Below are 22,854 nucleotides of genomic sequence, written 5' to 3'. Positions count from 1 at the left end.
GCTCCCTGGCAACGGACTGTGCTTACACTGGGGCGGTCCGCACCGTCGAAGTATTTTCCATAGGAGGTTTCGCGTGCTCTGGAAGTCAAATCTCGTAATGCTTGCCTTGTCTGCCGTTGCCTTTTCGGCGCAGGCTCAGTCCGATCGTCAAGTGGTCGAGGACATGGTGACTCGCTCGGCCAATGTCTGCCCAGGCCACAGCACCGAGCGCACCACGCCCGCGGTGAAGGCGGTGCCTGTCGGCGCGTTGCGGGTTATGCTTGAACGTGGCCTGGTCATGTGTCCCGATCGGCGCCTCGACGTCGACGCGCCAGCTGTGTTCTATGGCAGAGTTGGCGTATTTGAATGGAACCCAGAAGTGCCTGAAAGCTCCGAGGTGATCGCCAAGCAGATCGACGCCATGACCCGCAAGGACGAATATCCCTCGGACACTTTGGTTTGGGACGCCAAAGGTATGCCCCTTGAGCAGCGCACTGTGCCAGCTTTTGAACCCAAGCCAGGAGCTGCTGTGCTGTACCAGGTACGGTAAGTCGTGTCGACGAGGCGCGTGGAAGTAAGGGGCCGGTTGGTTATGGCCTCTTGAGAGTCTGGCGCGGGTAAAGAAGTTAGAGCGCTACGTTTAGCACCCGCGTCACGGAACCCGATCAAGCAATTACCTGAAGATTCAGGAGCAGTTCGGTGAGGAGCCGCTTCAACAGTTGCTTGAGCTGCTCAGTAAGTTGAAGAGATTACACGGTTTGGAGTGATGTTCTTCCTGCTCTGATCAGTGCAGCGCGCTCTTGGCATGGCAAGCGAAAGTGCGGCATTGTCCACGCATAAAAAATCCAGCCTGAGCCGCTCCGCCCAGACTGACTTATCAGTCTGGGCGGTTCCTGGATCGACTTTTTTCAGCTATCCATGACCATGCACCACCCGTATTGGCTGTCGCGTCTGCTACCTGCTCGATACTGCCGGTTCAGGCGCATTGGTCCGACACTGGTAGGCTGGTTACCACCTGTAGTTAACGGACGTCACCAACTCACGCTCGTCACCGTAGCGGCAGATCGCAAATTCACAATAGGTGTACTTTTTGTTGGTCACGTTGTTTGCGTTGACGGAAACATCCCAGTTTTTGTCGATCTGGTAGCTGGCCATGGCATCGAACAGGGTATAGGCCGGCATCTGCGAGTCGATACCCGAGGCCTGGGTCGTTCCCTTGTAGCGAGCACCGCCACCGACCTTCAACTGCGGCAAACCGAACAAGGCGAAGTTGTAGTCTGCCCAGATGGCGGCCTGATGGTAGGGCGTGTCTTCGCTGCGCTGGCCTACTTCGCTCTGGACCTGGCTTTTGGTAATGCGTGCATCGGTGTAGGCGTAGGTCGCGATGACACTCAGTTGAGGCGTCACGTCCGTCTTGGCTTCCAGCTCCAGGCCACGGGAGCGCTGTTCGCCAATCTGCTGGGGATTGAGGCCCGCCAAGTCGCGCTTCACTACGTTTTTTTGCGTCAGCTCATAGACCGCTGCGCTCAACAGCGTGTTGCTGCCAGGGGGCTGGTAGCGGATACCGATTTCGTACTGCTTGCCTTCGGTGGGATCGAAGGTCTGGCCAGATGCTTCAGACACCGCGACGGGGAAGAACGACTCGCTGTAGCTGATATACGGCGCCAGGCCGTTATCCGCCTGGTACACAAGGCCCGCACGCCAGGTGGTGGCTTCGTTGCTTTGATGAGTCGGGTCCTGACCAGGAGCAGAAGCTTTTTGATCCTGGTTGGCCCAGTCATGTCGGCCACCGAGCAACAGCAACCAGTGATCGTCGAACTTGATCTGGTCTTGCAGGTATATGCCTGTTTGCAGGGTGTCGATTTGCGAACCACGATCACGGACTGGGCGATCGTCCACCACGACCGGCTGACCGTAGTTGTAGTCGCCGAGGTTGATAGACGGCGCGTTGCCTCGGAAGTTATGTGAATCATACGAGGCATCGTAAGTATCGGCGCCCACCAGGAAAGTGTTTTCCACACCACCGATGTTCCAACGGGTTTCAACATTGGTGTCGCTGGCCAGGGCTCTGGAGCGTTCATGTCGATCGCTGTACTGCCGACGCAGGATACCCGTATTGGCAGCGCCATTGATGGCTGTGGGGCTGGTTTGGGCCTGCAGATACTTCCATTTCACATCCGCTTCGTAGTAACGCAATTTGTTGCTGATGCGGGTGTGCTCGTCGAAGCGGTGTTCGAACTCGTAGCCGATGGCGGACATCTCGCCATTCATATCGTCGTAATCAGGCTCGCCGATGAAATCGTGGCGGCCGATGGTGAACGGGCCGTTGCCGACACCTTTGACGAGTTGGTAGGGCAGCGGGGCGGAGAAACGTGTGTCACTCTTTTGATAGAAGGACAGCAGGGTCAGCGACGTGTCATCGTTGGGGCGCCAGGTCAGGGCCGGGGCGATGTAGGTCTTGTCGTCGTTGATGTAGTCCTGCTGGGTGTCACTGTCGCGCTTGAGCATGGTCAAGCGATAGCTAAGCGTCTCGCTGTCGCCCAGGGGGCCGCTGAAGTCCGCGGTCAGTTGCTTGCGATCGTGATTGCCGTATTGCAGGCCCAACTCGTGCAGCGGTGCCTCCGTCGGGCGCTTGCTGACGCCGTTGACGAATCCACCCGGTGACAGCTGCCCGTACAGGACCGAGGCCGCGCCGCGAATCACTTCCACGCGCTCCATGCCGTAGGGTTCCTGGACGCCTTCATAGGAGTTGTTTTGCAGGCGCAAGCCGTCGCGCAGCGAGCCCCCGGTGGCGGACTCAACGTCGAAACCACGAATGCGGAACCGGTCGGACGTGCGATTGAAGCTGCTGGGCTGGCTGGTGAAACCCGGTGTGTAGCTCAGGGCGTCAGCCATGGTGTCGGATTTGCGATCACGCATTTCATCGGCGGTCACCACGGACAACGATTGTGGCGTTTCGGTAATGGCCGCGTTGGTCTTGGTGGCGCTGGTATTACGCAGTGCGACTTTGCCGGCGAGCGGAGCTGTCGGATTTTCAACGGCGGTGGCATTGATGTTGGTTTCACCCAGTTGAATGGCCGTACCTTTGTCGGAAGCCTCATCCTGTGCGGCCATCGCCTGCGCCGAGAAAATGCTCCCCAAAGCCAGCGCAAGGGTGCTCAGGTGAAAAGCTGTATGACGCGTGCCGTAACGTTTTTCGGTGCCAACTGTTGTTTTTTTTTCGAGCATCGACGAAGTCCTTGAGTTTACATTTTGCTCTTGGGGAGCCTTTTGCCCCTGATTCTGTTCTACCAGGCGGACCTTAAGGGTGGGTGTCTACTGGCCATATGTTAGCTGCAAATGATAAAGGTTTGCATTAATATTGTGAGGCTTGTAGGCAATAATTTTATTTTCGACTTATCCTGTCGCCCACTTTAATAGCCCTCAGTGGATTACCGGCGTCACACAGGACGTAGGACACTGCGGGGCAAGCTCGATAACCTATTCGGTCAGGCCTTTTGGGCGTGGAGGGACGGACATGCTGAAAGCCACCGACGTACGGCTGAGCTATGGCGAACAGCAGATTCTCAACGGGGTCAGCCTGGATATACCTGAAGGTTGTTTCACGGCATTGATCGGGGCCAATGGCTGCGGCAAGACCACACTGTTGAACGTGCTGGCGCATATGCTACGGCCAAGCGCCGGCAGTGTGCAGTTGTCGGGGAAACCACTGGGGCAGCATTCGCGTCGAGCCCTGGCGCAACGAATGGCGTTATTGCCCCAGCGCACCACATCGCCAGCCGGCATGAGTGTGCGTGAGCTGGTAATGCAGGGACGCTTCCCCTGGCAAAGCTGGTGGCGCCAATGGTCCGAGCAGGATCAACAGGCCATTGACCGCGCCATTGAGTTGGCCGGTATCGCTCCTTTGCTCGATCGCTCGTTGGCCACCCTGTCGGGGGGGCAATTGCAGCGCTGCTGGATCGCCATGACCCTGGCCCAGGATACCCCGGTGATTTTGCTGGACGAACCCACGACCTTTCTCGACATTGCCCATCAGATCACGCTGCTTGAATTGCTGGTGGATCTGCGTGACCAAGGCAAGACCATCGTGGCGGTCCTTCACGATCTGAACCAGGCCGCGCGTTATGCCGACCATCTGGTGATGATGCGCCAAGGACGCTTGGTCGCCCAGGGCGCGCCGGCCGAGGTTTTCACGCGGGAAAATCTCAAGGCCGTGTTCGATCTGGATGCGCACATCATTACTGACCCTTATTCGGGCGATCCATTGTGTGTGCCCAGGACGAATCGTATCCAGCCGCTGGCCGTGCGGGAGGCGATGTGAGTCACGGTTTGCGGTTACCGGTCTGGTTGGGTTTATTGCTGGCGATTGGCCTGACGGGATTGCTTCACCTGGCCGTCGGCGCAAAGGACATACCCTGGCATGAGGCCTGGCAGGCCTTGGTCGCCTATGCGCCAGACAATCCAGACCAGAGTGTCATTCGCGGCAGTCGCCTGCCGCGCCTGCTGGTCGCGATGCTGGTGGGCGCCAGCCTGGGGCTCGCCGGGGTCATCATGCAGGCGGTGGGCGACAACCCGCTGGCCGATCCGGGCATTCTCGGCATCAACAGCGGGGCCGCGTTATTCGTCGTGTTCGGCTTGCTGGTGATGCCGGGCAACGATATGTCGATGATTCCCTTGTTTGCATTCGCGGGCGCGTTGGTGGCTTCCATCGGCGTCCTGATGTTGGCGGGGCGGGGGCACAATCCGATTCGACTGACCTTGTCCGGGGCGATGATCGCGGCGTTATTCAGCGCGATCACCTCGATCCTGTTGCTGCTCGACCAGCAGGGGCTCGACAGTCTGCGTCGCTGGCTGACCGGTTCCATCGGCGTGACCGGGGGCTCGATGCAGGCCTGGGTCTGGCCCTATGTCTTGCTGGGCATGTGCCTGTGCCTGGTAAACGTCCGTGCTTTGAACGCCCATCGCCTGGGGCCTCAGGCCGCGGCCGGCATGGGGGTCAACCTGTTGAAGATGCGGGTGCTGGGCCTGGCCTCGGTGGTGTTGTTGTCCGGGGGCGCGGTAGCCCTGGCCGGGCCCATTGGGTTTGTCGGTCTGGTGGTGCCGCATGCGGCGCGTTTGCTGTTTGGCGATGACTACCGCCGTCTGTTATTGGCCGCCCCTTTGTTGGGAGCGTTGCTGCTGATTCTGGCGGATATCGCGGCAAGGACCGTGGTGCGCCCGTTCGAGCTCAACACCGGTATCGTGACCGCCCTGATTGGCGGCCCCATTTTTGTTGTGTTGGTATTGAGGAAGGTCCGATGATGCGAGCCGGATTGACCTTGCCCCGAACCTATCCATTGCTGCCCTGGGTGGCCAGACCGATCGACTTGATCTCCGTGCTGGTGCTGATGGCTGCCGTTGTTGCACTAGCGTCGTATGCATTGACCGTCGGCAGTTATTCATTGGACGTTGCCCAGGCATGGCAAGCATTACTGGCGCCTGAGCAGGTCGATTCGACGACGCGCAATCTACTCTGGGAGCTGCGGCTGCCCCGTGTCTTGCTGGCGATACTGGCGGGCGCCGCCATGTCCCTGGCCGGTCTGTTGATGCAGTCGTTGACACGTAATCCTCTGGCGGCGCCGGGCCTGGTGGGCGTGGAGTCGGGCGCGAGTGTCACCATGTTGCTGATTATCGTGCTCTGGCCGACGCTGCTTCCCCTGGAGCTCTATCCATTGGCTGCACTGGCCGGCGGGTTGGCGGTGGCTTTCTTCGTTGCGCTGCTGTCCTGGCGCCAGGGTATCTCGCCGTTGCGCCTGATCCTGGTGGGCGTGGGGCTTACCGCGATGCTCAGTGCGGTAGCCGATCTGTTGATTACTTACGGCAACATCGATCAGGTGGAGTCGGCCCTGATGTGGCTGGGTGGTAGTCTGCACCGGGCGGGCTGGGCCCAGGTCCGAAGCCTTGGCGCTTGGCTGATGCTGGCGGGGATGCCGTTGCTGTTCTGCCATCGCCAGTTGAACCTGTTGCAGTTGGGCGAAAAAGTCGCCCTCAGCCGCGGTCTGCATGTCAGCTGGATCATGGCCTCCTTGCTGCTGTGCAGTGTCATGTTGACGGCTGCGGCAGTGGCCAATGTCGGCACCATGACATTTGTCGGGCTGGTGGCTCCGCACCTGGCGCGACAAATGGCTGGGGATCGCCATGGCGCGTTGATCCCCTTGTCGGCCTTGGTCGGCGCGCTGCTTGTGCTGGCCGGCGACACGCTGGGGAGGGGGTTTTTACCGCCTTTGCAGTTGCCAGCGGGACTGGTGGTCGCAATCATCGGCGCGCCTTATTTGATTGTTTTGCTGGCGCGTCAGCGCAGTCGCTGAAACGCAGCGGTGTTCATTGAATTGTCTGGAGGTAAGTGCGTGCGGGAACGGGTGAAAGGTTTTTTTCGAGGTTGGGTCGGCCTGCTCTGTGTGCCGTTGGTATTGGTGGCGGTACCGGCCAGCGCCGCTGAAACCAAAGTGTTCGAAAACAGTTTTGGTCGGGTTGAGGTTCCTGTCGCTCCGCACTGCATTGTGTCTTTGCATGACTTCAGCCTGACGGCTCAGTTGCTCGAGCTGGGGATCAAGCCTTGTGGTTCGACAGGGCGCAAGAAGCTGTTCTCGGATGTGCTGTTTCGCGGAACGCAGCAGCGATTCAATACGACGGGAATCCAGTACATCGGCTCGCACCAGTCACCCGATCTGGAGGCTATCGCAGCCTTGAAACCTGACTTGATCGTGGGGTTGTCATACCACGCTGATATTAAGGACAAGCTCAGCAAGATCGCACCGGTCGTACTGCTGCCGGCACGGGAAAGCGACATCAAGACCTACGCCAAGGAGCTTGCCGACCTGGTCGGCAAGCAGCAACGCTATGAAGAAATGCTCAACGAATATCAGTGGGTTGTCGGCGAATTCAAGAAGCGCGTGAAAGACCCTTCGCGCATCACCGTTACGACGCTGGAAGTCTACAGCGATGGCTTCCAACTGATCGGTCGCGGTGGCATGGACGACGTTATCGGCGACTTTGGCCTGGGGCGTGTCGCCGCGTACCGCGAGGCGCGGCAGAACGTGCCTTACAGCCTGGAACGCATCGGCGACTTCGACAGCGATTTCATTATCGACACCTATGAAGAACTGCTCGACTCGGAGGCCAGCACAGCGGCGTTTCGCCAGTCCCCCCAGTGGCAGAATCTATTCGCAGTGAAGAATCGCCAGTTTCTGTACCTCAATCGTAGTCGTTATGCCGATACGATGCAGGGGCTGCTGGGGTCTGCCTATCTGTTGATGTCGCACATCGCTGAGCGGGAGAACGTGCTGCGGGAAAAATAATCCATTTCTGTAATACGATTGACATTAATGACAATGATTCTCTATTGCACCTGTTAGTCGTTTGTATTAGTTTGTGCTCTCGAAAAATACGCTGATCGGAATGGCGGGGGGGCTTCAATATGGAAAGTGGTTGGGTGCACGCACAGGTTCAAACCATGGATGATGTACCGGGTAACGAGCAGACCCTGCCGTTCATATTCCAGGCTCCGCTTGCCGGCGATGCCTGGCAAGCCAGTCGAGAGCGGATCCTGCAGGCAGTAGAGGCCGAGTTGCCTCGTGCCGGTGGTATTTTATTTCGCGGTTTCGCATTCAAGGGGGAGGCGGACTTCGAGGAATTCGCGCGCAGCTTCGGTCATGAGCTGCTGACCTACGACTATGCCTCTACCCCGCGCACCAAGCTCAACAACCGGGTGTATACCTCCACCGAGTACCCTGCCCACCAGGTTATCCCGCTGCACAATGAGCAGTCCTATTCGCTGAACTGGCCGATGAAGATCTGGTTTCATTGTGTGCAGGCTGCGCAGGTCGGCGGTGAAACGCCCATTGCTGACAGCCGTCTCGTCTATCAGCGAATCGACCCTGCTATCCGCCAGCGTTTTGCCGAGAAGCGCCTGATGTATGTGCGCAATTACGGCAACGGCCTGGACTTGCCTTGGCAACAGGCTTTCAGCACCGAGGATCGCTCACAGGTCGAGCAATTCTGTCGCGCCAGCAACATTGAGTTCCAGTGGAAGGACGACGGTGAGCTTTCCACTCGCCAGGTCTGCCAGGCTGTGGCTCAGCATCCGGTGACGGGTGAGTGGGTGTGGTTCAATCAGGCGCATCTATTCCATATCTCCAACCTTGCAGCGCCGGTACGCGAGACACTGATCTCCATCGTCGGCGAGCAGGGTGTGCCGCGTAACGTGTTTTATGGCGACGGCTCGCCAATTGAATTGCACGCGTTGGAGCACATTCGCGAAGTCCTGCAGCGCTGTCAGGTGAGCTTTCCGTGGCAGACGGGTGACGTCTTGATGCTCGACAACATGCTGGTTGCACACGGTCGTTCCACTTTCCAGGGGGCGCGCAAGGTCGTGGTCGCCATGGCGGAACCTGCCTCGGCAGGCTGATCGCCTCTTTCTTTCAGAAGGCCGTTGCAATGGGCGGCCTATTTCGAACAAGCACAATGAAGGACATCAAATGCTCGATCGCCTGATGCATCGCTGCTGGCTGCGTGGAATTCGCCTATCGATAGCCGAAGGTCGTTTGATCGTGACACACGGATCGTCAAGTGCACTGGATGAAGAACTCAGTGCCCAGCTCCAGGCGCACGACGCCGAAGTGCGGCAATGGCTGCAACGGCATCCCGACTATTTCGACGCCCGCCCGCTGACGGACAACGAGCAGGCGCTCTGGTTTCTCCAGCGTCTGGAGCCCGACAGCTGCGCCTACAACATTGCCTATGCCGGACGAATCAAACCACGGTTCGTTACCGAGGACTTGCCCCGGCGTCTGCAAGACGCCTGGGCAACCGTACAACAGCGCTATCCGTTGTTGTGCACGCCCTATGCCGAGCGCGACGGCGACTTGCTGCAGTGGTACCACCGCGAGCGTGTTCAGCCGTTGCAGCGTGTGGCATTGCAGAATGCGGACGCGCAAATGTTGCAGCAACGCATCACCGAGGCGGCCGATCTTCCGTTCAAGCTGGAAGACGCAGACGTCAGCCGGGTTGTCCTCTTCAGCAATGCGCGCGACGGCCATGTCGAGTACTCCGTGCTGCTGGTGATTCATCACATCGCGGCGGACCTGGCCACGTTCTACATCGTGCTCAACGAGCTGTTCGCGCTGATCAACGATCAGCCGCTGCCCGCCGTGAACCCCGATGCCTACCGCGATTATTGCAGCGACTTGCACATCCGCAGTGAAGCGGCCGAGCCCGTGGAGCTGGCATGGTGGCAGGCACAACTGACCGAAGCCCCGGCCTTGGAGCTGCCCACGGATTTCCCCTATGGCAGCAACCAGGCATTCAAGGGTGGTGAGTTGTCGGTCCGCTTTGACCCGGCCACCACGGCACGGTTTCGCGCCGTCGCCCGAGAGTGGGGGGTGACGCCCTATGTGTTGTGGTTCTCGCTGTTCCAGCAGTTTCTCGGCGTGCTGTCGGGCCAGGACGACTTCGTCCTGGGAACGCCCAGCGGTTGGCGCTTGCGCCGTGAACACGTCAACTTGCCGGGGTATCTGGTCAACCCGCTGCCCATTCGTTGCCGTCTGCGTCGGGAGTTGTCCAGCGGCGAATGGGCCAGGCAGGTCGACGCCACCGTCAAGCAAGCCCTGCAGCACCGTCATTATCCGTTCTCGCGTCTGGTCAAGCAGTTGGATCTACCGCGCCAGGCGGGCAGGGCACCGCTGTTCCAGCACATGTTCACGTTGAACAAGGAACGCATTGCGCCCTTCGAACAATATGTCGACCGCTTATTGTCGGAGCAGCGAGGCGCGGCCCACGAGTTGAACATGGTGATCATCGACGAAGAAGAGGGATTTCTATGTCGGTGGCGCTACAGCAAGGCGTTGTATCGCCACGAAACGATCGAACGCTATCGCGATCAGTTCGTCGCCCTGGCCCTGGCGGCGATCGAACGGCCCCAGGTGCCGTTTGCCGAGCTTGACTGGCTGGCGCCCGAGCAGCAGTCGTTCCTCAAAGGGGAAGACATGCCGGTTCCCTTCAGCAACGCCTGGCAGGCGTTCGCTGAACAGTGTGGGCGCAAGCCCCAGTCGATAGCCCTTCAGGATGAACAGGGTACGCTCAGCTATGCCGAGCTGGGCCGTGCCGTGGTCGCCCGTGGCGAACGTTTGCAGCAGGATTCGAGCCTGGTCGGTGAGCACATTGCCCTGTGTTTGCCGCGCAGTCGTGAGTTGGTGATGCACATGCTCGCAGCCTGGCAATGCGGCGCGACTTACCTGGCGCTCGATCCGCAGTGGCCGGCGTCGCGTTTGCAGAACATCTGCCAGGACGCCATGCCCAAGGTCTGGATCAGTGAAGGCGAGCGCCCCGAGTGGCTGCCCGAGCAGGTCCGGTGGCTGGCGCTGCCGCCCGCACCCTTGTTCAGTGAGTCGCCTTTGCGGGCTTCCCTGGCGGCCGACCTTGCGGCGTACGTGGTCTACACCTCGGGCTCCAGTGGACGGCCCAAGGGCGTTGAAGTCAGCCAGGGCAACCTGATTCATTACGTGACCGGTTGCCTTGAGCGCCTGGGCCTGCCGGACGATGCGAGCCTGGCCAGTCTGGCCAGTTGCGCGACGGACCTGGGGCACACCGCGTTGTTCGGCGCACTGCTGAGCGGTCGCTGTCTGCGCCTGCTGGACGAAGACCTGGCCTTCGATGCCGAGGAGCTGGCAGCGGTACTGGCCCGCCAACCCGTGGATCTGTTGAAGATCGTGCCGTCGCACCTCAATGCCTTGTTGATCGCCAAGGACCCGCAGCGGTTGTTGCCACGACAGTGCCTGGTGGTCGGTGGCGAAGCCTTGGGCCACGATCTGGTGACACGCTTGCGTGCGTTGAAGGCCGATTTGCGCATTGTCAACCACTATGGCCCCAGCGAAACCACGGTCGGAGTGTTGACCCATGAGGTGGATGCCGGTGGCGCCGCGCCACTGGGACGGCCGCTGCCCAACGTCCAGGTCAGCGTGCGTGGCCCTGACGGTAGCCTGTTGCCGACAGGCGTCAGCGGCGAACTGTACGTTCAAGGAGCGACCGTGGCCCTGGGTTATCTGAGTGCCAGCGACGATGACCGTGCACGTTTCGGTGAGCACGGTTATCGCACCGGTGACCGGGTACGGCTCAATCACCAGGGGCAGATGGAGTTTCTCGGCCGCCTCGATGAGCAGGTCAAGATCCGCGGTTACCGGGTGGAGCCCGCCGAAGTTGCGGCCCAATTGCGCGCCATGCCGCAGGTCAGCGACGTCAGGGTGCTGAACTGCCCGACGCCGTTGTCTGGCAATCGCCTGGTCGCCTTCCTGATTGCGCCGCCGGCCGCGCTGGCCGACATCCAGGCCGTCCTGCAACGGCAACTGCCGGATTACATGCAACCGGCGCAATGGCATTGTCTCGACGCTTTCGCCTTGTTGCCCAACGGCAAGGTCGACCGTCAGGCGTTGTTGCGCCTGGCTGAGCAAGTGACTGCGCCGGCCCATGAGGCAGGGCCGTCGGACGACCAGCCCCTGAACGCCGTGGAAACCGCGTTACTGGACATCTGGCGCGCCATGCTCGGCAACCCCGAGGTCGGGCCCGATGACAACTTCTTTGCACTGGGCGGCGATTCCATTCTCGGCTTGCAGATCATTGCCCTGGCGCGCCAGCAACAGATCCTGATGACGCCCAAGCAATTGTTCGCCGAACAGACGGTGCGTGCCCTGGCGCGAGTGGTGCAGACACCACGGCGCACCCTGGAGCTACGCCTGTTGGAGATCGCCCGGGAGATTCTCAATAACCCGGATCTGCAGGTCGACGACAACTTTTTCTCGGTCGGCGGCGACTCGATCCTGAGTTTGCAGATCATCGCCCGAGCCAAACAACAAGGCCTGCAGCTCAAGCCCAAACAGATCTTCGAATCGCCCACCGTGCGCGGTTGGGCCGAGCAGGCGGTGGACCTTGGCGCGACGATCGAGCAGCCCGCCAATCACCCGGCCGAGCCCACCACGGCGTTCGCCTTGACGCCGATTCAGGAATGGTTCTTTTCCCAGGGACAGAACCTGGCCGAACACTGGAACCAGTCGTTGCTGTTGGCCCTGGACGAGCCACTGGATCAGCAACGATTTACCCAGGCCCTGGGCACGTTGCTGGAGCGCCATGCCAGCTTGCGCCTGACCTTTGAAGCGTCCTCGCAAGGCTGGCAGCAACGCTATCAAAGCTTTTCCCAGGATCAGGTCAACGCGCTGTTGCGAGTGGAGGAAGAACCCTTGACCGAAGCCCTGCTGCAACGTTCGCAGCAGGGCTGGAACCTGGCCCAGGCACCGTTGATCCGCTGGGTGTATTTCACCCAGAGCCGGGAGTTGCTCTGCACGGCCCATCATTTGCTGGTCGATGCGGTGTCCTGGCAGGTTCTGCTGCACGAGCTGGAGAGCCTGTACCTGCAACCGGATGCGGTTCTGCCCGCCGTCACGGCAGGTTTCCATGTGTGGAGCGAGGCGTTGCAGCGCCACCGCAGTGACCCGCAGGTGCTGGCGCAGGTGGACTACTGGCGTGAGCAACTGGCGGCTGAGGGCACGGTGCCCGAACAGGTCAGTCTGTACGGTGAGAGCCGGACGCTGGAGGCACAACTGTCCGTTGAGCAGACCCAGTTGTTGTTGGGCGATTGCCATGGTGCCTACGGCACTCAAGTCCAGGATCTGCTGGTGGCTGCCCTGGCCGGGACCCTCGGGCAGTGGCAGGGACGCGAGCGAGTCACCCTGGAAATGGAAAGCCACGGTCGCAGCGGCTGGGAGCAAGGCCCCGATCTGTCCCGTTCGATCGGTTGGCACACCAGTCGCTACCCGCTGGCCATCGACACCTCGTGGGATCCCGAGCACTCGATCATCGCGGCCAAGGAAGCCCTGCGTCGCCTGCCTGAACAAGGCCTGGGCTATGGATTGCTGCGCCTCGACCCGGCCCACGGCCTGGGAACGGCCTCGCTGTTGACCTTCAATTACCTGGGACGGGTTGAGCAATGGCTCGAGGCATCCAGCCTGTGGCGATTGGCCCGGCCGATCTGCCCCGGCATGCGCGCCGACAGTACCCGTCGCACGCATCTGCTGGATGTCACCGCGCTGGTGAACGAAGGTCGGCTGCACATCGAATGGCGTTACGACCCGCAGATCCACGAGCCGGCCTTGGTCGGCAAGTTGGCCCAGCAGTTCCAGCAGCGCATTGCCGATTTGCTGGACCATTGCCTGGCGCCCACGGTGGGTCGCGCCACGGCTTCGGACTTCGCTGACTCCGGCTTGTCCGACGATGAATTCCTGGGTCTGCTCGAGCAGCTCGAGCAGTGATCAGCTCTGCGTTGCCATACATACAGGCATGCATACACGCATACATACAGGTTCGGATACCGTCAGCATGAACGACAAGGTCAAAGCTCTTTCGCGCAATATCGAAGCGATTTATCCGCTGGCACCCATGCAGCAGGGATTGTTGTTTCACAGTCTGTTGCACCCTGGCAAAGGCATGTACCTGTTGCAATACCGTCATGTCATGGTCCTGCCGAATCTCGATCTGGCGGCGTTCCGTCAGGCCTGGGCGCAGGTGGTGGAGCGCCATGAGTTGCTGCGCACTTCCTTTGTCTGGAAGCAGCAGAAGCGTCCAATGCAAGTGGTGCACAAGCAGGTCGAATTGCCGATTACCTATGAGGACTGGTCGCATCTGAGCGAAGGTGAGCAACAGGAACGCCTGGAGCACTTGCTCAGTGAAGAGCGGGCCCAGGGACTGGACTTCACCAAAGCGCCCCTGATGCGTGTCAGGCTGTATAAGTTGGCGCCCGATACCTACCAGTTCGTGCGCAGCTATCACCATATCCTGATGGATGCCTGGTGCTTCTCGATCATCATGATGGACTTCCTCAACGGCTACCGGGCCGCCCAGCAAGGTCGTCGTTTGAATCTGCCAGCGCCGCGCCCGTATCGCGATTTCATTCGTTGGCTGGAAACCCAGAAGCCGGAAGACCATCAGGCGTTCTGGCAACAACGCCTGGCGGGGTTCGACACCCCCAACGAGTTTGGCTTCGGGCATGTCGGCCGGGTTCAGGGGGCCGCGGAGCCCGTTGAAGACTGTGTCGAACATCTGGAGCTTGAGCAGACCCTCGCACTGCAAAGCGCGGCGGCCCGACACGGCATCACCCTCAACACCCTGGTGCAGGGGGCCTGGGCTTTGCTGCTGGCGCGTTACAGTGGTGATCGCGACCTGGTGTTCGGTATTACGGTCGCCGGTCGGCCGGTTCACCTGCAAGGCATGGAAAGCATTGTCGGTCTGTTCATCAACAGTTTGCCTCTGCGCTGGAACGTGCGCCCGGATGACGCGCTGGCCCCCTGGCTGAAGGCCTTGCAGACCGAGAACCTGACCCTCCGCGAACACGAAAGCGTGTCCCTGGCAGAGATCCAGCGCTGGAGCGAAGTGCAGCGCCAGGACCTATTCCAGAGTCTGTTCGTGTTCGAGAACGCGCCCATTGCCGCCGACTTGCGTCAGGGGCAACTGGATTACCTGATCAGCGACATGGCCAACCGCACCCACACCAACTACCCCATCACGGTGGTGATCGTTCCGGGTGAACGCCTGCATCTGCAATTGACCTATCAGACCGACTGGTTTCTGCGCGAAGAAATCGAGCAGATGCTGCGCCACTTCCGCACGTTGCTGCTGAACATCGGTGCGGCCCTGCACACCCACCCAGAGACACCGTTGCACCACCTGGCGATGCTCGATGAGCGTGAAATCGCGCATCAGCATCAGGTCTGGGCCGGTGGAGGACTAGCGGCCGACGAACAGTTGCTGCAACCTTTGTACATCGAGCGATTGCAGCAACAGGTTCGCCTGACGCCCGAGCGCATTGCCATGGTTCACGGCGACCGAAGCCTGACGTTCGATCAGCTGAACCGCGCCGCCAACCGTCTGGCCCGGCACCTTCGCGCCCAGGGCGTCAACGCCGGCGACTTGATCGCGGTGTTCGACGAGCGTGGTCTGGACCTGGTGGTGATGATCCTTGCCACCCTCAAGGCCGGTGCCGGTTGGCTGCCGCTTGACCCGCGCAATCCACCTCAGCGGTTGGCCCAGGTCCTGCGCCAGAGCCGTACGCCGTTGCTGGTTCACAGCGCGGGGCTGGGCGAGCTGGCGCTGGAGGCAGTGGATCTCTTGGAACAGCGTCCCAAAGCGGTGCTCTACGATCCTGCGGTATTGAGCAGCTACAACGATGAAGACCTGAACCTTGCGATCCACGACCTCTCGTTGGCCTATTGCATCTTCACGTCCGGTTCCACCGGCACGCCCAAAGGGGCCATGGTGGCGCACGCCGGCATGCTCAATAACATCCTCGGCAAATTGCCGGGGCTGGGGCTCGATGCGTCCGATGTCATTGCTCAGACCGCGCCGCAATGCTTCGACATTTCTGTCTGGCAGACCCTTGCCGGCCTGGTGCTGGGGGCACGCACCGTGATCCTCGGCGATTGCATCGTACAAGACCCCGATGCGCTGGCGTCGGCCATCGAACGGCACGGCATCAGCATCCTCGAAGCCGTGCCGTCGTTGATGCAGAGCCTGCTCGACGCCGGGCTCGAGCGCTCGCGGCTGCGCTGGGTGCTGGCTACCGGTGAGGCGCTGCCACCGGCCCTGGCGCGTCGCTGGTTCGACCGCTATCCCGCGATCCCATTGATGAACGCCTACGGGCCCGCCGAATGCTCCGATGATGTCGCGTTCCATCCGTTGCTCGAACGTCTGCCGGAACAACGGATCAACGTGCCCATCGGTCGCGCCACCCTGAACAACCGCTTGTACCTGCTCGATGCCGACCTGCAACCCATACCGGCCGGTGCGGTGGGGGAGATTTTCGTCGCCGGTGTCGGCGTCGGACGCGGCTATATGGCAGACCCGGCGCGCACGGCGGCGGTGTTCCTGCCGGACCCGATTGCCAACGATGGTTCGCGCCTCTATCGCACCGGTGACCTGGCGCGCTTCCTGCCCAACGGCGATCTTGAATACGTTGGCCGTACCGACCATCAGGTCAAGATTCGCGGGCACCGCATTGAACTGGACGAAATCGAAGCCTGCCTGAGCCATTACCCCGGCGTCCGGGAAGCGGTAGTCGTCGCCCGCGACGACCAGCAACGCGCCAAGGTGTTGGTAGCCTATGTCGTGGGCGATGCACAGCTGAGCATCGAGGCCCTGCGCGAGCATGTCCTGGGCCATCTTCCACCCTACATGACACCGGGCGCGTTTGTGTTCCTGGAGCGCTTTCCGCTCAATGGCAACGGCAAGATCGATCGCAAATCCTTGCCCGCTCCGGATTTTGCCGCGCAGAGCCAGGCCCGCTATGTTGCGCCCAGCAGCGAGCTGCAAGGCCAGATGGTCGAGGCGTGGCAAAGCGTGTTGGGGCTCGGCCAGGTGGGGGTCGAGGACAACTTCTTCGAGCTGGGCGGTCACTCGCTGCTGGCCACTCAACTGATTGGCCTGATCGGCAAACTCACTGGCAAGGATTTGCCCCTGCGCGTGGTGTTCGAGCGTCCGACCATCGCCGCCATGGCCGATTGGCTGGAAAACCAGGCTGGCACCGTAAAGGCATCGCCGACACTGTTGCCGCGTCCTGACAAACTGCCGCTGTCGTTTGCCCAGCAGCGTCTGTGGTTCCTGCAACAACTGGATCCCCACAGCCCCGCCTATAACCTGGCAGGCGCCGTTCGCTTGACCGGTGAGCTGCATATCGCCGACCTGCAGGCTGCGTTGCAGGCGGTGGTGGATCGGCACGAAGTGCTGCGTACCGGGTTTATCGAGCAAGCCGAGGGGCCGAGCCAACTGATCCTGGCCCGCTCTGAGCTTGAGCTGCCTTTGGTCGACGTGCCGAACGAAGAAGCGTTGCATGAGCTACTGCGTCAGGATGCAATGACGCCGTTCTTGCTGGAAACGGCTCCGCTGCTGCGCGCCAGGCTTTATCGGCTGGCCGCGGATGCTTTTGTCTTGTCGTTGAACTGTCATCACATCGTGGCCGATGGCTGGTCCCTGCAGTTGATCATCGATGAGATGTGCACGCAGTACCGCAACAGGCGGCAAGGGGTGGCGACAACGCTGCCGGCGCCTTCGATGCAGTACGCCGACTACGCGCTCTGGCAACACCAATGGATGAACAGCAAGGCGTGCGAACAGGAACTGGCGTTCTGGCGCGAGCAGTTGGCCGGCGAGCTGCCGGTGCTAGAACTCGCGGCTGATTTTCCCCGTCCTGCCCAGGCGAGCCAGGCCGGTGGGCGTGTTGAACGGCGCTTGTCCGACGCCCTGACGGCACGCTTGCGCGCGTTCAGTGCCCGCCACGGCTGGAGCAATTTCATCCCGATGCTGACCGCGTTCCAGTTGTTGTTGCGCAGCCGCGGCGGTGTGGACGACATTCTGATCGGCGTTCCCGTGGCCAACCGGCACCACGGGGTACTCCAGCCCCTGGTCGGCTGTTTCGTCAACACGTTGGTGTATCGCAAGAAACTGTCGGGCGAGCGTAGCCTGCTGCAGCTGATGAGCGAGCTGCAAGCGCTGTCCGTGTCGGTTCAATCCCATCAGGACCTGCCATTCGATTATTTGATCGAGCAGCTCGGCGTGGTCCGTCAGGTGAGCTACAACCCGTTGTTCCAGGCCATGTTCAACTACTTCCCGGGCAATGCCCTGGAGCGTTTCGAACTGACCGATGTGATCGCCGAGCCGTTGGATAACCGTCCGGACAGCGCGTTGTGTGATCTGCACCTTGACGTGCGGGACAGCGAACACGGCATCAATCTGAGCTTGCAATACAGCAGCGACCTGTTCCGCGAAGAGACCGCCCAGGCGATGGCCGAGCAGTACCTGGCGATGCTCGAGGCGTTGATCGAGCACCCGGAAGGGGCGTTGGGTGAACTGGCGTGGCAGTCTGCGGAACGCTCCCTGGCCCGGATCGAGGGACCCGGCGTCACGGGGCACCAGGATCTTCTCCAGGCCTTTGCGCTTCAGGTCGCTCGACAGCCTGACGCGACGGCCATACTGGCCGGTGATGAGCGCCTGAGCTACGCCCAGCTGGAGCAGGCCGCCGAGCGACTGGCGGCTGCCCTGCAGGCCCATGGCGTTGGCATCGAGGATCGTGTCGCCCTCAGCCTGCCTCGTGATGCTCGCCTGCCCATGGCGATGCTGGCGATTCTCAAGGCCGGTGCTGCCTACGTGCCGTTGGCTGAGGATACCCCGCCGGAACGTGGCCGCTACATCCTCGAGGCGGCGCAACCCAAACTGTGCCTGGGCACCGGCGCGAGCCTGGCGGTGTTGGCGCAGTGGAACAGTGGCGTGGCGTTGCTGGACATCGATGCCCTGAGCACCACCGACCGCTACAAGGCCCCGGCATTGGCGGAGGATCAGCTCGCCTACGTGTTGTATACCTCCGGCTCCACCGGTCAGCCCAAGGGCGTGGCCATCAGCCGTGGCAACCTGATGAACCTGATGCTGGCCGTGGAGCAGGCCGTGCCCATGACGGCTCGGGATCGCGTCCTGGCATTGACCACCGCGACCTTCGATATTGCCATCGTCGAATTGCTGCTGCCGCTGGCACACGGCGCCAGCATCCTGTTGGCCGACCGCGAACAGGCGCGTGATCCCCAGGCGATCGATCAACTGTTGCTGACCGGGCAGCCGACGATCATGCAGGCCACGCCCGCGACCTGGCGAATGCTGGTGGCGCATACCTCGCGCAGCTGGCAAGGCGTGCGTGCGATTTCCGGCGGAGAGGCCTTGCCCTGTGCGCTCGCCGAAGCGATTGAGGACAGGGGCGCCAGGGTCATCAACGGTTATGGGCCGACAGAAGCGACGGTCTACAGCACCTTTGAAGTGCGCAGCGGTGGCGAGAGTGCTGGTGTCGAGGTGCCGATCGGGCATCCGGTTGCCAATACCGCCGCGTATGTCCTCGATGCCGATTTGCGGCCGGTGGCCGCCGGGGTGCCCGGTGAACTGTATCTGGCCGGGGCTAACCTCGGTCGGGGTTACTTTGCGGCGGCACGACTGACCGCGGCGGCGTTCCTGCCGGATCCGTTCGTACCGGGTGCCCGCATGTACCGTACCGGCGACCGGGTTCGACGCAACGTTCATGGCAGCCTGGACTACCTGGGACGGCTGGATTTCCAGGTCAAGCTGCGCGGTTTCCGGATCGAGCTGGGTGAAATCGAAGCGCTGCTGGCGCGTATCCCTGGCGTCCGCGAAGCGGCTGTCGTGTTGCTGGGCAGCGGTGAAACCGCAAGCCTGGTGGGGTACTACGCAGGCGACGCGCTGGACGAAAACATGCTGCGCGCCGCGCTCGCCGAGCAATTGCCGGACTACATGCTGCCGAGCCAGTTCGTTCGCCTGGACACCCTGCCGTTGAGCCCGAGCGGTAAGGTCGACCGCAAGGCACTGCCGGCACCGCAACAACGCGACGGACAGCGCGGTACGCTTTCCAGCGAATGGGAGCGGGAGGTGGCCCGGCTCTGGGAGGAACTGCTGGGCTGCACCGATGTTGGCGCGCACGACAATTTCTTTGCCCTGGGCGGCCATTCGTTGCTGGCGGCGCGCCTGGTCGCGCGAATTGCCGAACAGCATGGCCGGCGCCTGCCGTTGCGCACATTGTTCGAGCAGCCGGTGCTGCGCGATTTTGCGGCGCAGGTGGCGGCGAAAAGCGTTGAAGCCGAAAGCATCCTGCGTCCTTTCAAGGAACCTTTGGCACCACTGCATTTCACTCAGCAACGCCTGTGGTTCCTGGACCGCTTGCAAGGGGATACCCAGGCCTACCACTTGTCCCTCGCCCTGCGTCTGGAAGGTACCCTGCAACCGTCGTTGCTGGAGCAGGCGCTGCGGCAACTGAGCGACCGCCAGCACAGTCTGCGGACGGTGTTCAGCGAAACGTCCGATGGGGCGCGGCAGTCTGTCGAGGCATCTACCACGGTGCCGTTGAGCTTCGAACCGCTGGAGATGGACGAACAGTCTCCGGATTTCGCGCTGAGACTGAGCCAGGAAGCACAACGTCCCTTTGACCTGTCGGCGCCGCCGCTATGGCGGGTTCGTGTGTATCAGGGCCAGGACCTCAGTGTGTTGCAGGTCACCTTGCATCACATCATCGCCGATGCCCGTTCGCTGGAAATCTTCTTCCATGAGCTGCAACTGATTTACCAGGCCTTGCTGCAAGGGCGCAGCGCCAGCCTGCCGCCACTGCCGCTGCAGTTCTCGGACATTGCCGCCAGTTGGCAGAGTCCGGCCGGGCAGGCGCGTATCGAATCGCAGCTTGAATACTGGCGGCGAACCCTGGAAGGGGAGCCACCGGTGCTGAACCTGCCCACCGACAAGCCTCGTCCCGCCGAGCAAGGCTACAACGGCCAGCGCCTTCGCTTCAGCCTGCCGGCCACGTTGGTTAAGCGTGTGCGTGACACCGCGCAACGCCACGGGCTGACGGCGTTCGCGCCACTGCTGGCCGCCTGGAACATCCTCCTGGCCAGGCACTCGGGTCAGCGTGAAATCTGGATCGGCCTGCCGGTCGCCCATCGCCACCAGGCCCACACCGACAACCTGATCGGTTACTTCGCGACCACCCAAGTGCTGCGTAGTCACATCGATGCCCAGCAGCCGGTCGAGCAATTCTGGCAACAGTTGCAAGCCACGCACCTGGCTGCACAGCAGCATGCGGACGTGCCTTTCGAACGATTGGTCGAGGCGTTGCAGGTGCGCCGCGACCTCAGCCATACACCGCTGTTCCAGGCGCTGTTCAACCTGATCCAGCGCGATGCGGCAACGGGCGAGACGCGTTTCGCGGGCCTGTCGACGCAGCGGCTGGATGTGGAAAGCGACAGCGCCCTGGTGGATATCGGCTTGCACATCGAGCAGTACGGCGATGACTGGCAATGTGTGCTGGAATACAACACCGACCTGTTCCTGGACCGCACGGCGCGACGCTATGCAGACGAATATCTGCACCTGCTCGAGGGCATGCTGAAAAACACTCAGGCGCGCCTCTGGGACATTGACCTGGCCAATACCGATCATGCCCTGGCCCTGCGCCCCTGGAACCAGACGGCCGAGGCCTTGCCCCGCGAAGCGGACCTGATTGCCCGTTTCGAGCGCCAAGTGGCATTGACACCCGAGGCGTTGGCGCTCGACTGTCAGGATCAGCAACTGAGCTATGCCCAGCTCAATGCTCTCAGTAATCGCCTGGCCCATTGGTTGCGCACACGGGGCGTCGGCACGGATGACCTGATTGCCGTGTGCTTGACCCGAGGCCCCTGGTTGCTGCCGACGTTGCTGGCCATCCACAAGGCCGGCGCGGCTTACCTGCCGTTGGATCCACAACACCCGGCGGATCGTCTGCGTTTCATCATCGAGCATGCGCATCCGGTCCTGGTGCTCAGCGAAAGCCTGTGTGGCGATGTGCTGGACGGGGTCGACAACGTCTGGCTCGACCAATTGTCGCTGGAGGCGTGCAGTGTCGAGAATCCGATGCTGGCGACCCACCCGGAGCAACGCGCCTATGTGATCTACACCTCGGGCTCGACCGGCACACCCAAAGGCGTGCAGGTCACGCGCCAGAACCTGAGCAACCTGTTGGCTGCTCTCGATCGGCAGTTGCCACTGAGCGCCGCGGATGTCTGGCTGGCCAGCACTACCTACGCGTTCGATATGTGCAAGCCGGAGCTGTTCCTGCCACTGGTCAATGGTGCGGCCATCCTGCTGGCCCGTCGCGAGCAGGTCGTCGATGGTCATCAGCTGTTTGCCTTGCTGCGCCGCGCGACCGTGTTCCAGGCCACGCCCGCCGGCTGGCAGATTCTGCTGGAAACCGCGCAGGCCGATTGGCCGCCCGTGCGCGGGCTGATCGGTGGTGAGGCGGTTGCCGCTGAGCTGGTGACCGAGCTGCGCAGCCGCGGCGTGGTGCTGATCAACGCCTATGGCCCGACCGAAACCACGGTCTGGTCGACGACGCAGGCGCTGCAAGACGTGCCGTCCGGCGTTGCCGATATCGGCTCGCCGCTGCTCAACACACGCTGTTATGTACTCGATGAAATGTTGCGGCCGGTTCCACTGGGCACCGTGGGTGAGCTGTATATCGCGGGCGCCGGGGTAACCCGTGGCTATCAGCATGCCGCCGCTACCACGGCAGCGGTCTATCTGCCCGACCCGTATGCCAATGAACCTGGCAGTCGCATGTATCGCACCGGCGACCTGGTACGCCGGCGCGATGACGGTCGACTGGCCTACGTTGGCCGCAGCGATTTCCAGGTCAAGGTGCGCGGGTTCCGCATCGAGCCCGGCGAGATCGAGTCGCTGTTGCGTCGTTATCCGGGCGTGGAGGAGGCGGTGGTAATGATCGACGCGCGCAGTCAGAGCTTGTTCGCCTGGCTGCAAGCGCCGAACCCGGTTGACTCGGCAGAGTTGCGTCGGCATCTGGAAGGCTTGTTGCCAGGCTACATGATCCCGGCGGGTTTCATCACCCAGCCACGGCTGGCCCTCAATGCCAACGGCAAGATCGACCGCAAGGCCTTGCCGGCGCCGCAACCGGTCACGATACAGGGCGTGGCGCCGCGCACTGAGTTGGAGCAGCAACTGGCCGAGATCTGGCAGGACCTCCTCGAATTGCCGCAGGTCGGGGTGTTCAACAGCTTCTTCGAACTGGGTGGGCATTCGTTGTTGGCGATGCGCTTGATGACTCAGGTCGAGAGCCGTTTCGGTATCCGGATCGAGCTGCGTAGCCTGTTTCACAACCCAACGATCGCCGGTCTTGCCGAGCAGATCGAGAAACCCCAGGGGCCGTCGACGGACCAGGCCCTGGACGAAATGCAGCGCCTGTTATCAGAGATGGAAGAGTAAGGATGAGTG

9 protein-coding genes are annotated in these 22,854 nt (G+C 61.6%); 8 read left to right on the top strand and 1 reads right to left on the bottom strand.

Annotated features, from left to right (window positions below):
• Positions 1 to 73: 73 nt before the first annotated feature.
• The gene (locus AD666_RS16750; RefSeq protein ID WP_218186708.1) at positions 74 to 529 is read left to right on the top strand and encodes a hypothetical protein; all 456 of its coding nucleotides are present in this window, start codon (positions 74 to 76) and stop codon (positions 527 to 529) included.
• 458 nt (positions 530 to 987) lie between these two features.
• Here AD666_RS16750 and AD666_RS16745 read toward each other — a convergent pair whose 3' ends face one another.
• Positions 988 to 3,093 carry a TonB-dependent siderophore receptor gene (locus AD666_RS16745; protein WP_256222684.1) on the bottom strand — a complete coding sequence of 702 codons (2,106 nt, stop codon included), beginning with the start codon at positions 3,091 to 3,093 and terminating at the stop codon, positions 988 to 990.
• A gap of 403 nt (positions 3,094 to 3,496) precedes the next feature.
• On the opposite strand from AD666_RS16745, the gene AD666_RS16740 reads away from it, so the two are divergent.
• The 7 genes from AD666_RS16740 (at position 3,497) to AD666_RS16710 (ending at position 22,845) form a co-directional block, all read left to right on the top strand.
• A complete protein-coding gene (locus AD666_RS16740) occupies positions 3,497 to 4,300 on the top strand; it encodes an ABC transporter ATP-binding protein (RefSeq protein ID WP_053154155.1) in 804 nt (267 codons plus the stop codon).
• Positions 4,297 to 5,280 (top strand): iron ABC transporter permease, encoded by a 984-nt coding sequence (locus AD666_RS16735; protein WP_053154152.1) that lies wholly within the window; start codon positions 4,297 to 4,299, stop codon positions 5,278 to 5,280. Before AD666_RS16740 ends, AD666_RS16735 begins: the two co-directional genes overlap by 4 nt.
• Positions 5,277 to 6,326 (top strand): iron ABC transporter permease, encoded by a 1,050-nt coding sequence (locus AD666_RS16730; protein WP_053154147.1) that lies wholly within the window; start codon positions 5,277 to 5,279, stop codon positions 6,324 to 6,326. Before AD666_RS16735 ends, AD666_RS16730 begins: the two co-directional genes overlap by 4 nt.
• A 51-nt stretch (positions 6,327 to 6,377) precedes the next feature.
• Complete coding sequence (locus tag AD666_RS16725; RefSeq protein ID WP_256222683.1) at positions 6,378 to 7,316, top strand: ABC transporter substrate-binding protein; 939 nt, start codon at positions 6,378 to 6,380, stop codon at positions 7,314 to 7,316.
• Positions 7,317 to 7,471: 155 nt separating this feature from the next.
• On the top strand, positions 7,472 to 8,425 hold the full coding sequence (locus AD666_RS16720) for a TauD/TfdA family dioxygenase (protein WP_256222682.1): 954 nt from the start codon (positions 7,472 to 7,474) through the stop codon (positions 8,423 to 8,425).
• Between the two features lie 70 nt (positions 8,426 to 8,495).
• Positions 8,496 to 13,313, top strand: a complete 4,818-nt coding sequence (locus AD666_RS16715) for a non-ribosomal peptide synthetase (protein ID WP_053154142.1) — start codon at positions 8,496 to 8,498, stop codon at positions 13,311 to 13,313.
• 67 nt (positions 13,314 to 13,380) lie between these two features.
• Positions 13,381 to 22,845 (top strand): non-ribosomal peptide synthetase, encoded by a 9,465-nt coding sequence (locus AD666_RS16710; RefSeq protein WP_053154139.1) that lies wholly within the window; start codon positions 13,381 to 13,383, stop codon positions 22,843 to 22,845.
• The last annotated feature ends 9 nt before the right edge of the window (positions 22,846 to 22,854 follow it).

This window comes from Pseudomonas sp. Pf153, from assembly GCF_001269775.1.
GTDB classification, from domain to species: Bacteria; Pseudomonadota; Gammaproteobacteria; order Pseudomonadales; family Pseudomonadaceae; genus Aquipseudomonas; species Aquipseudomonas uvaldensis.
The sequence above is the reverse complement of the archived record's forward strand: the minus strand, read 5'-3'. Positions and strand labels throughout refer to the sequence as shown.

Coding starts and splice junctions, on each gene's coding strand:
- AD666_RS16715 (WP_053154142.1), top strand. CDS start 8,496: ATGCTCGATCGCCTGATGCATCGCTGCTGGCTGCGTGGAATTCGCCTA.
- AD666_RS16720 (WP_256222682.1), top strand. CDS start 7,472: ATGGATGATGTACCGGGTAACGAGCAGACCCTGCCGTTCATATTCCAG.
- AD666_RS16710 (WP_053154139.1), top strand. CDS start 13,381: ATGAACGACAAGGTCAAAGCTCTTTCGCGCAATATCGAAGCGATTTAT.
- AD666_RS16730 (WP_053154147.1), top strand. CDS start 5,277: ATGATGCGAGCCGGATTGACCTTGCCCCGAACCTATCCATTGCTGCCC.
- AD666_RS16745 (WP_256222684.1), bottom strand. CDS start 3,093: ATGGCCGCACAGGATGAGGCTTCCGACAAAGGTACGGCCATTCAACTG.
- AD666_RS16740 (WP_053154155.1), top strand. CDS start 3,497: ATGCTGAAAGCCACCGACGTACGGCTGAGCTATGGCGAACAGCAGATT.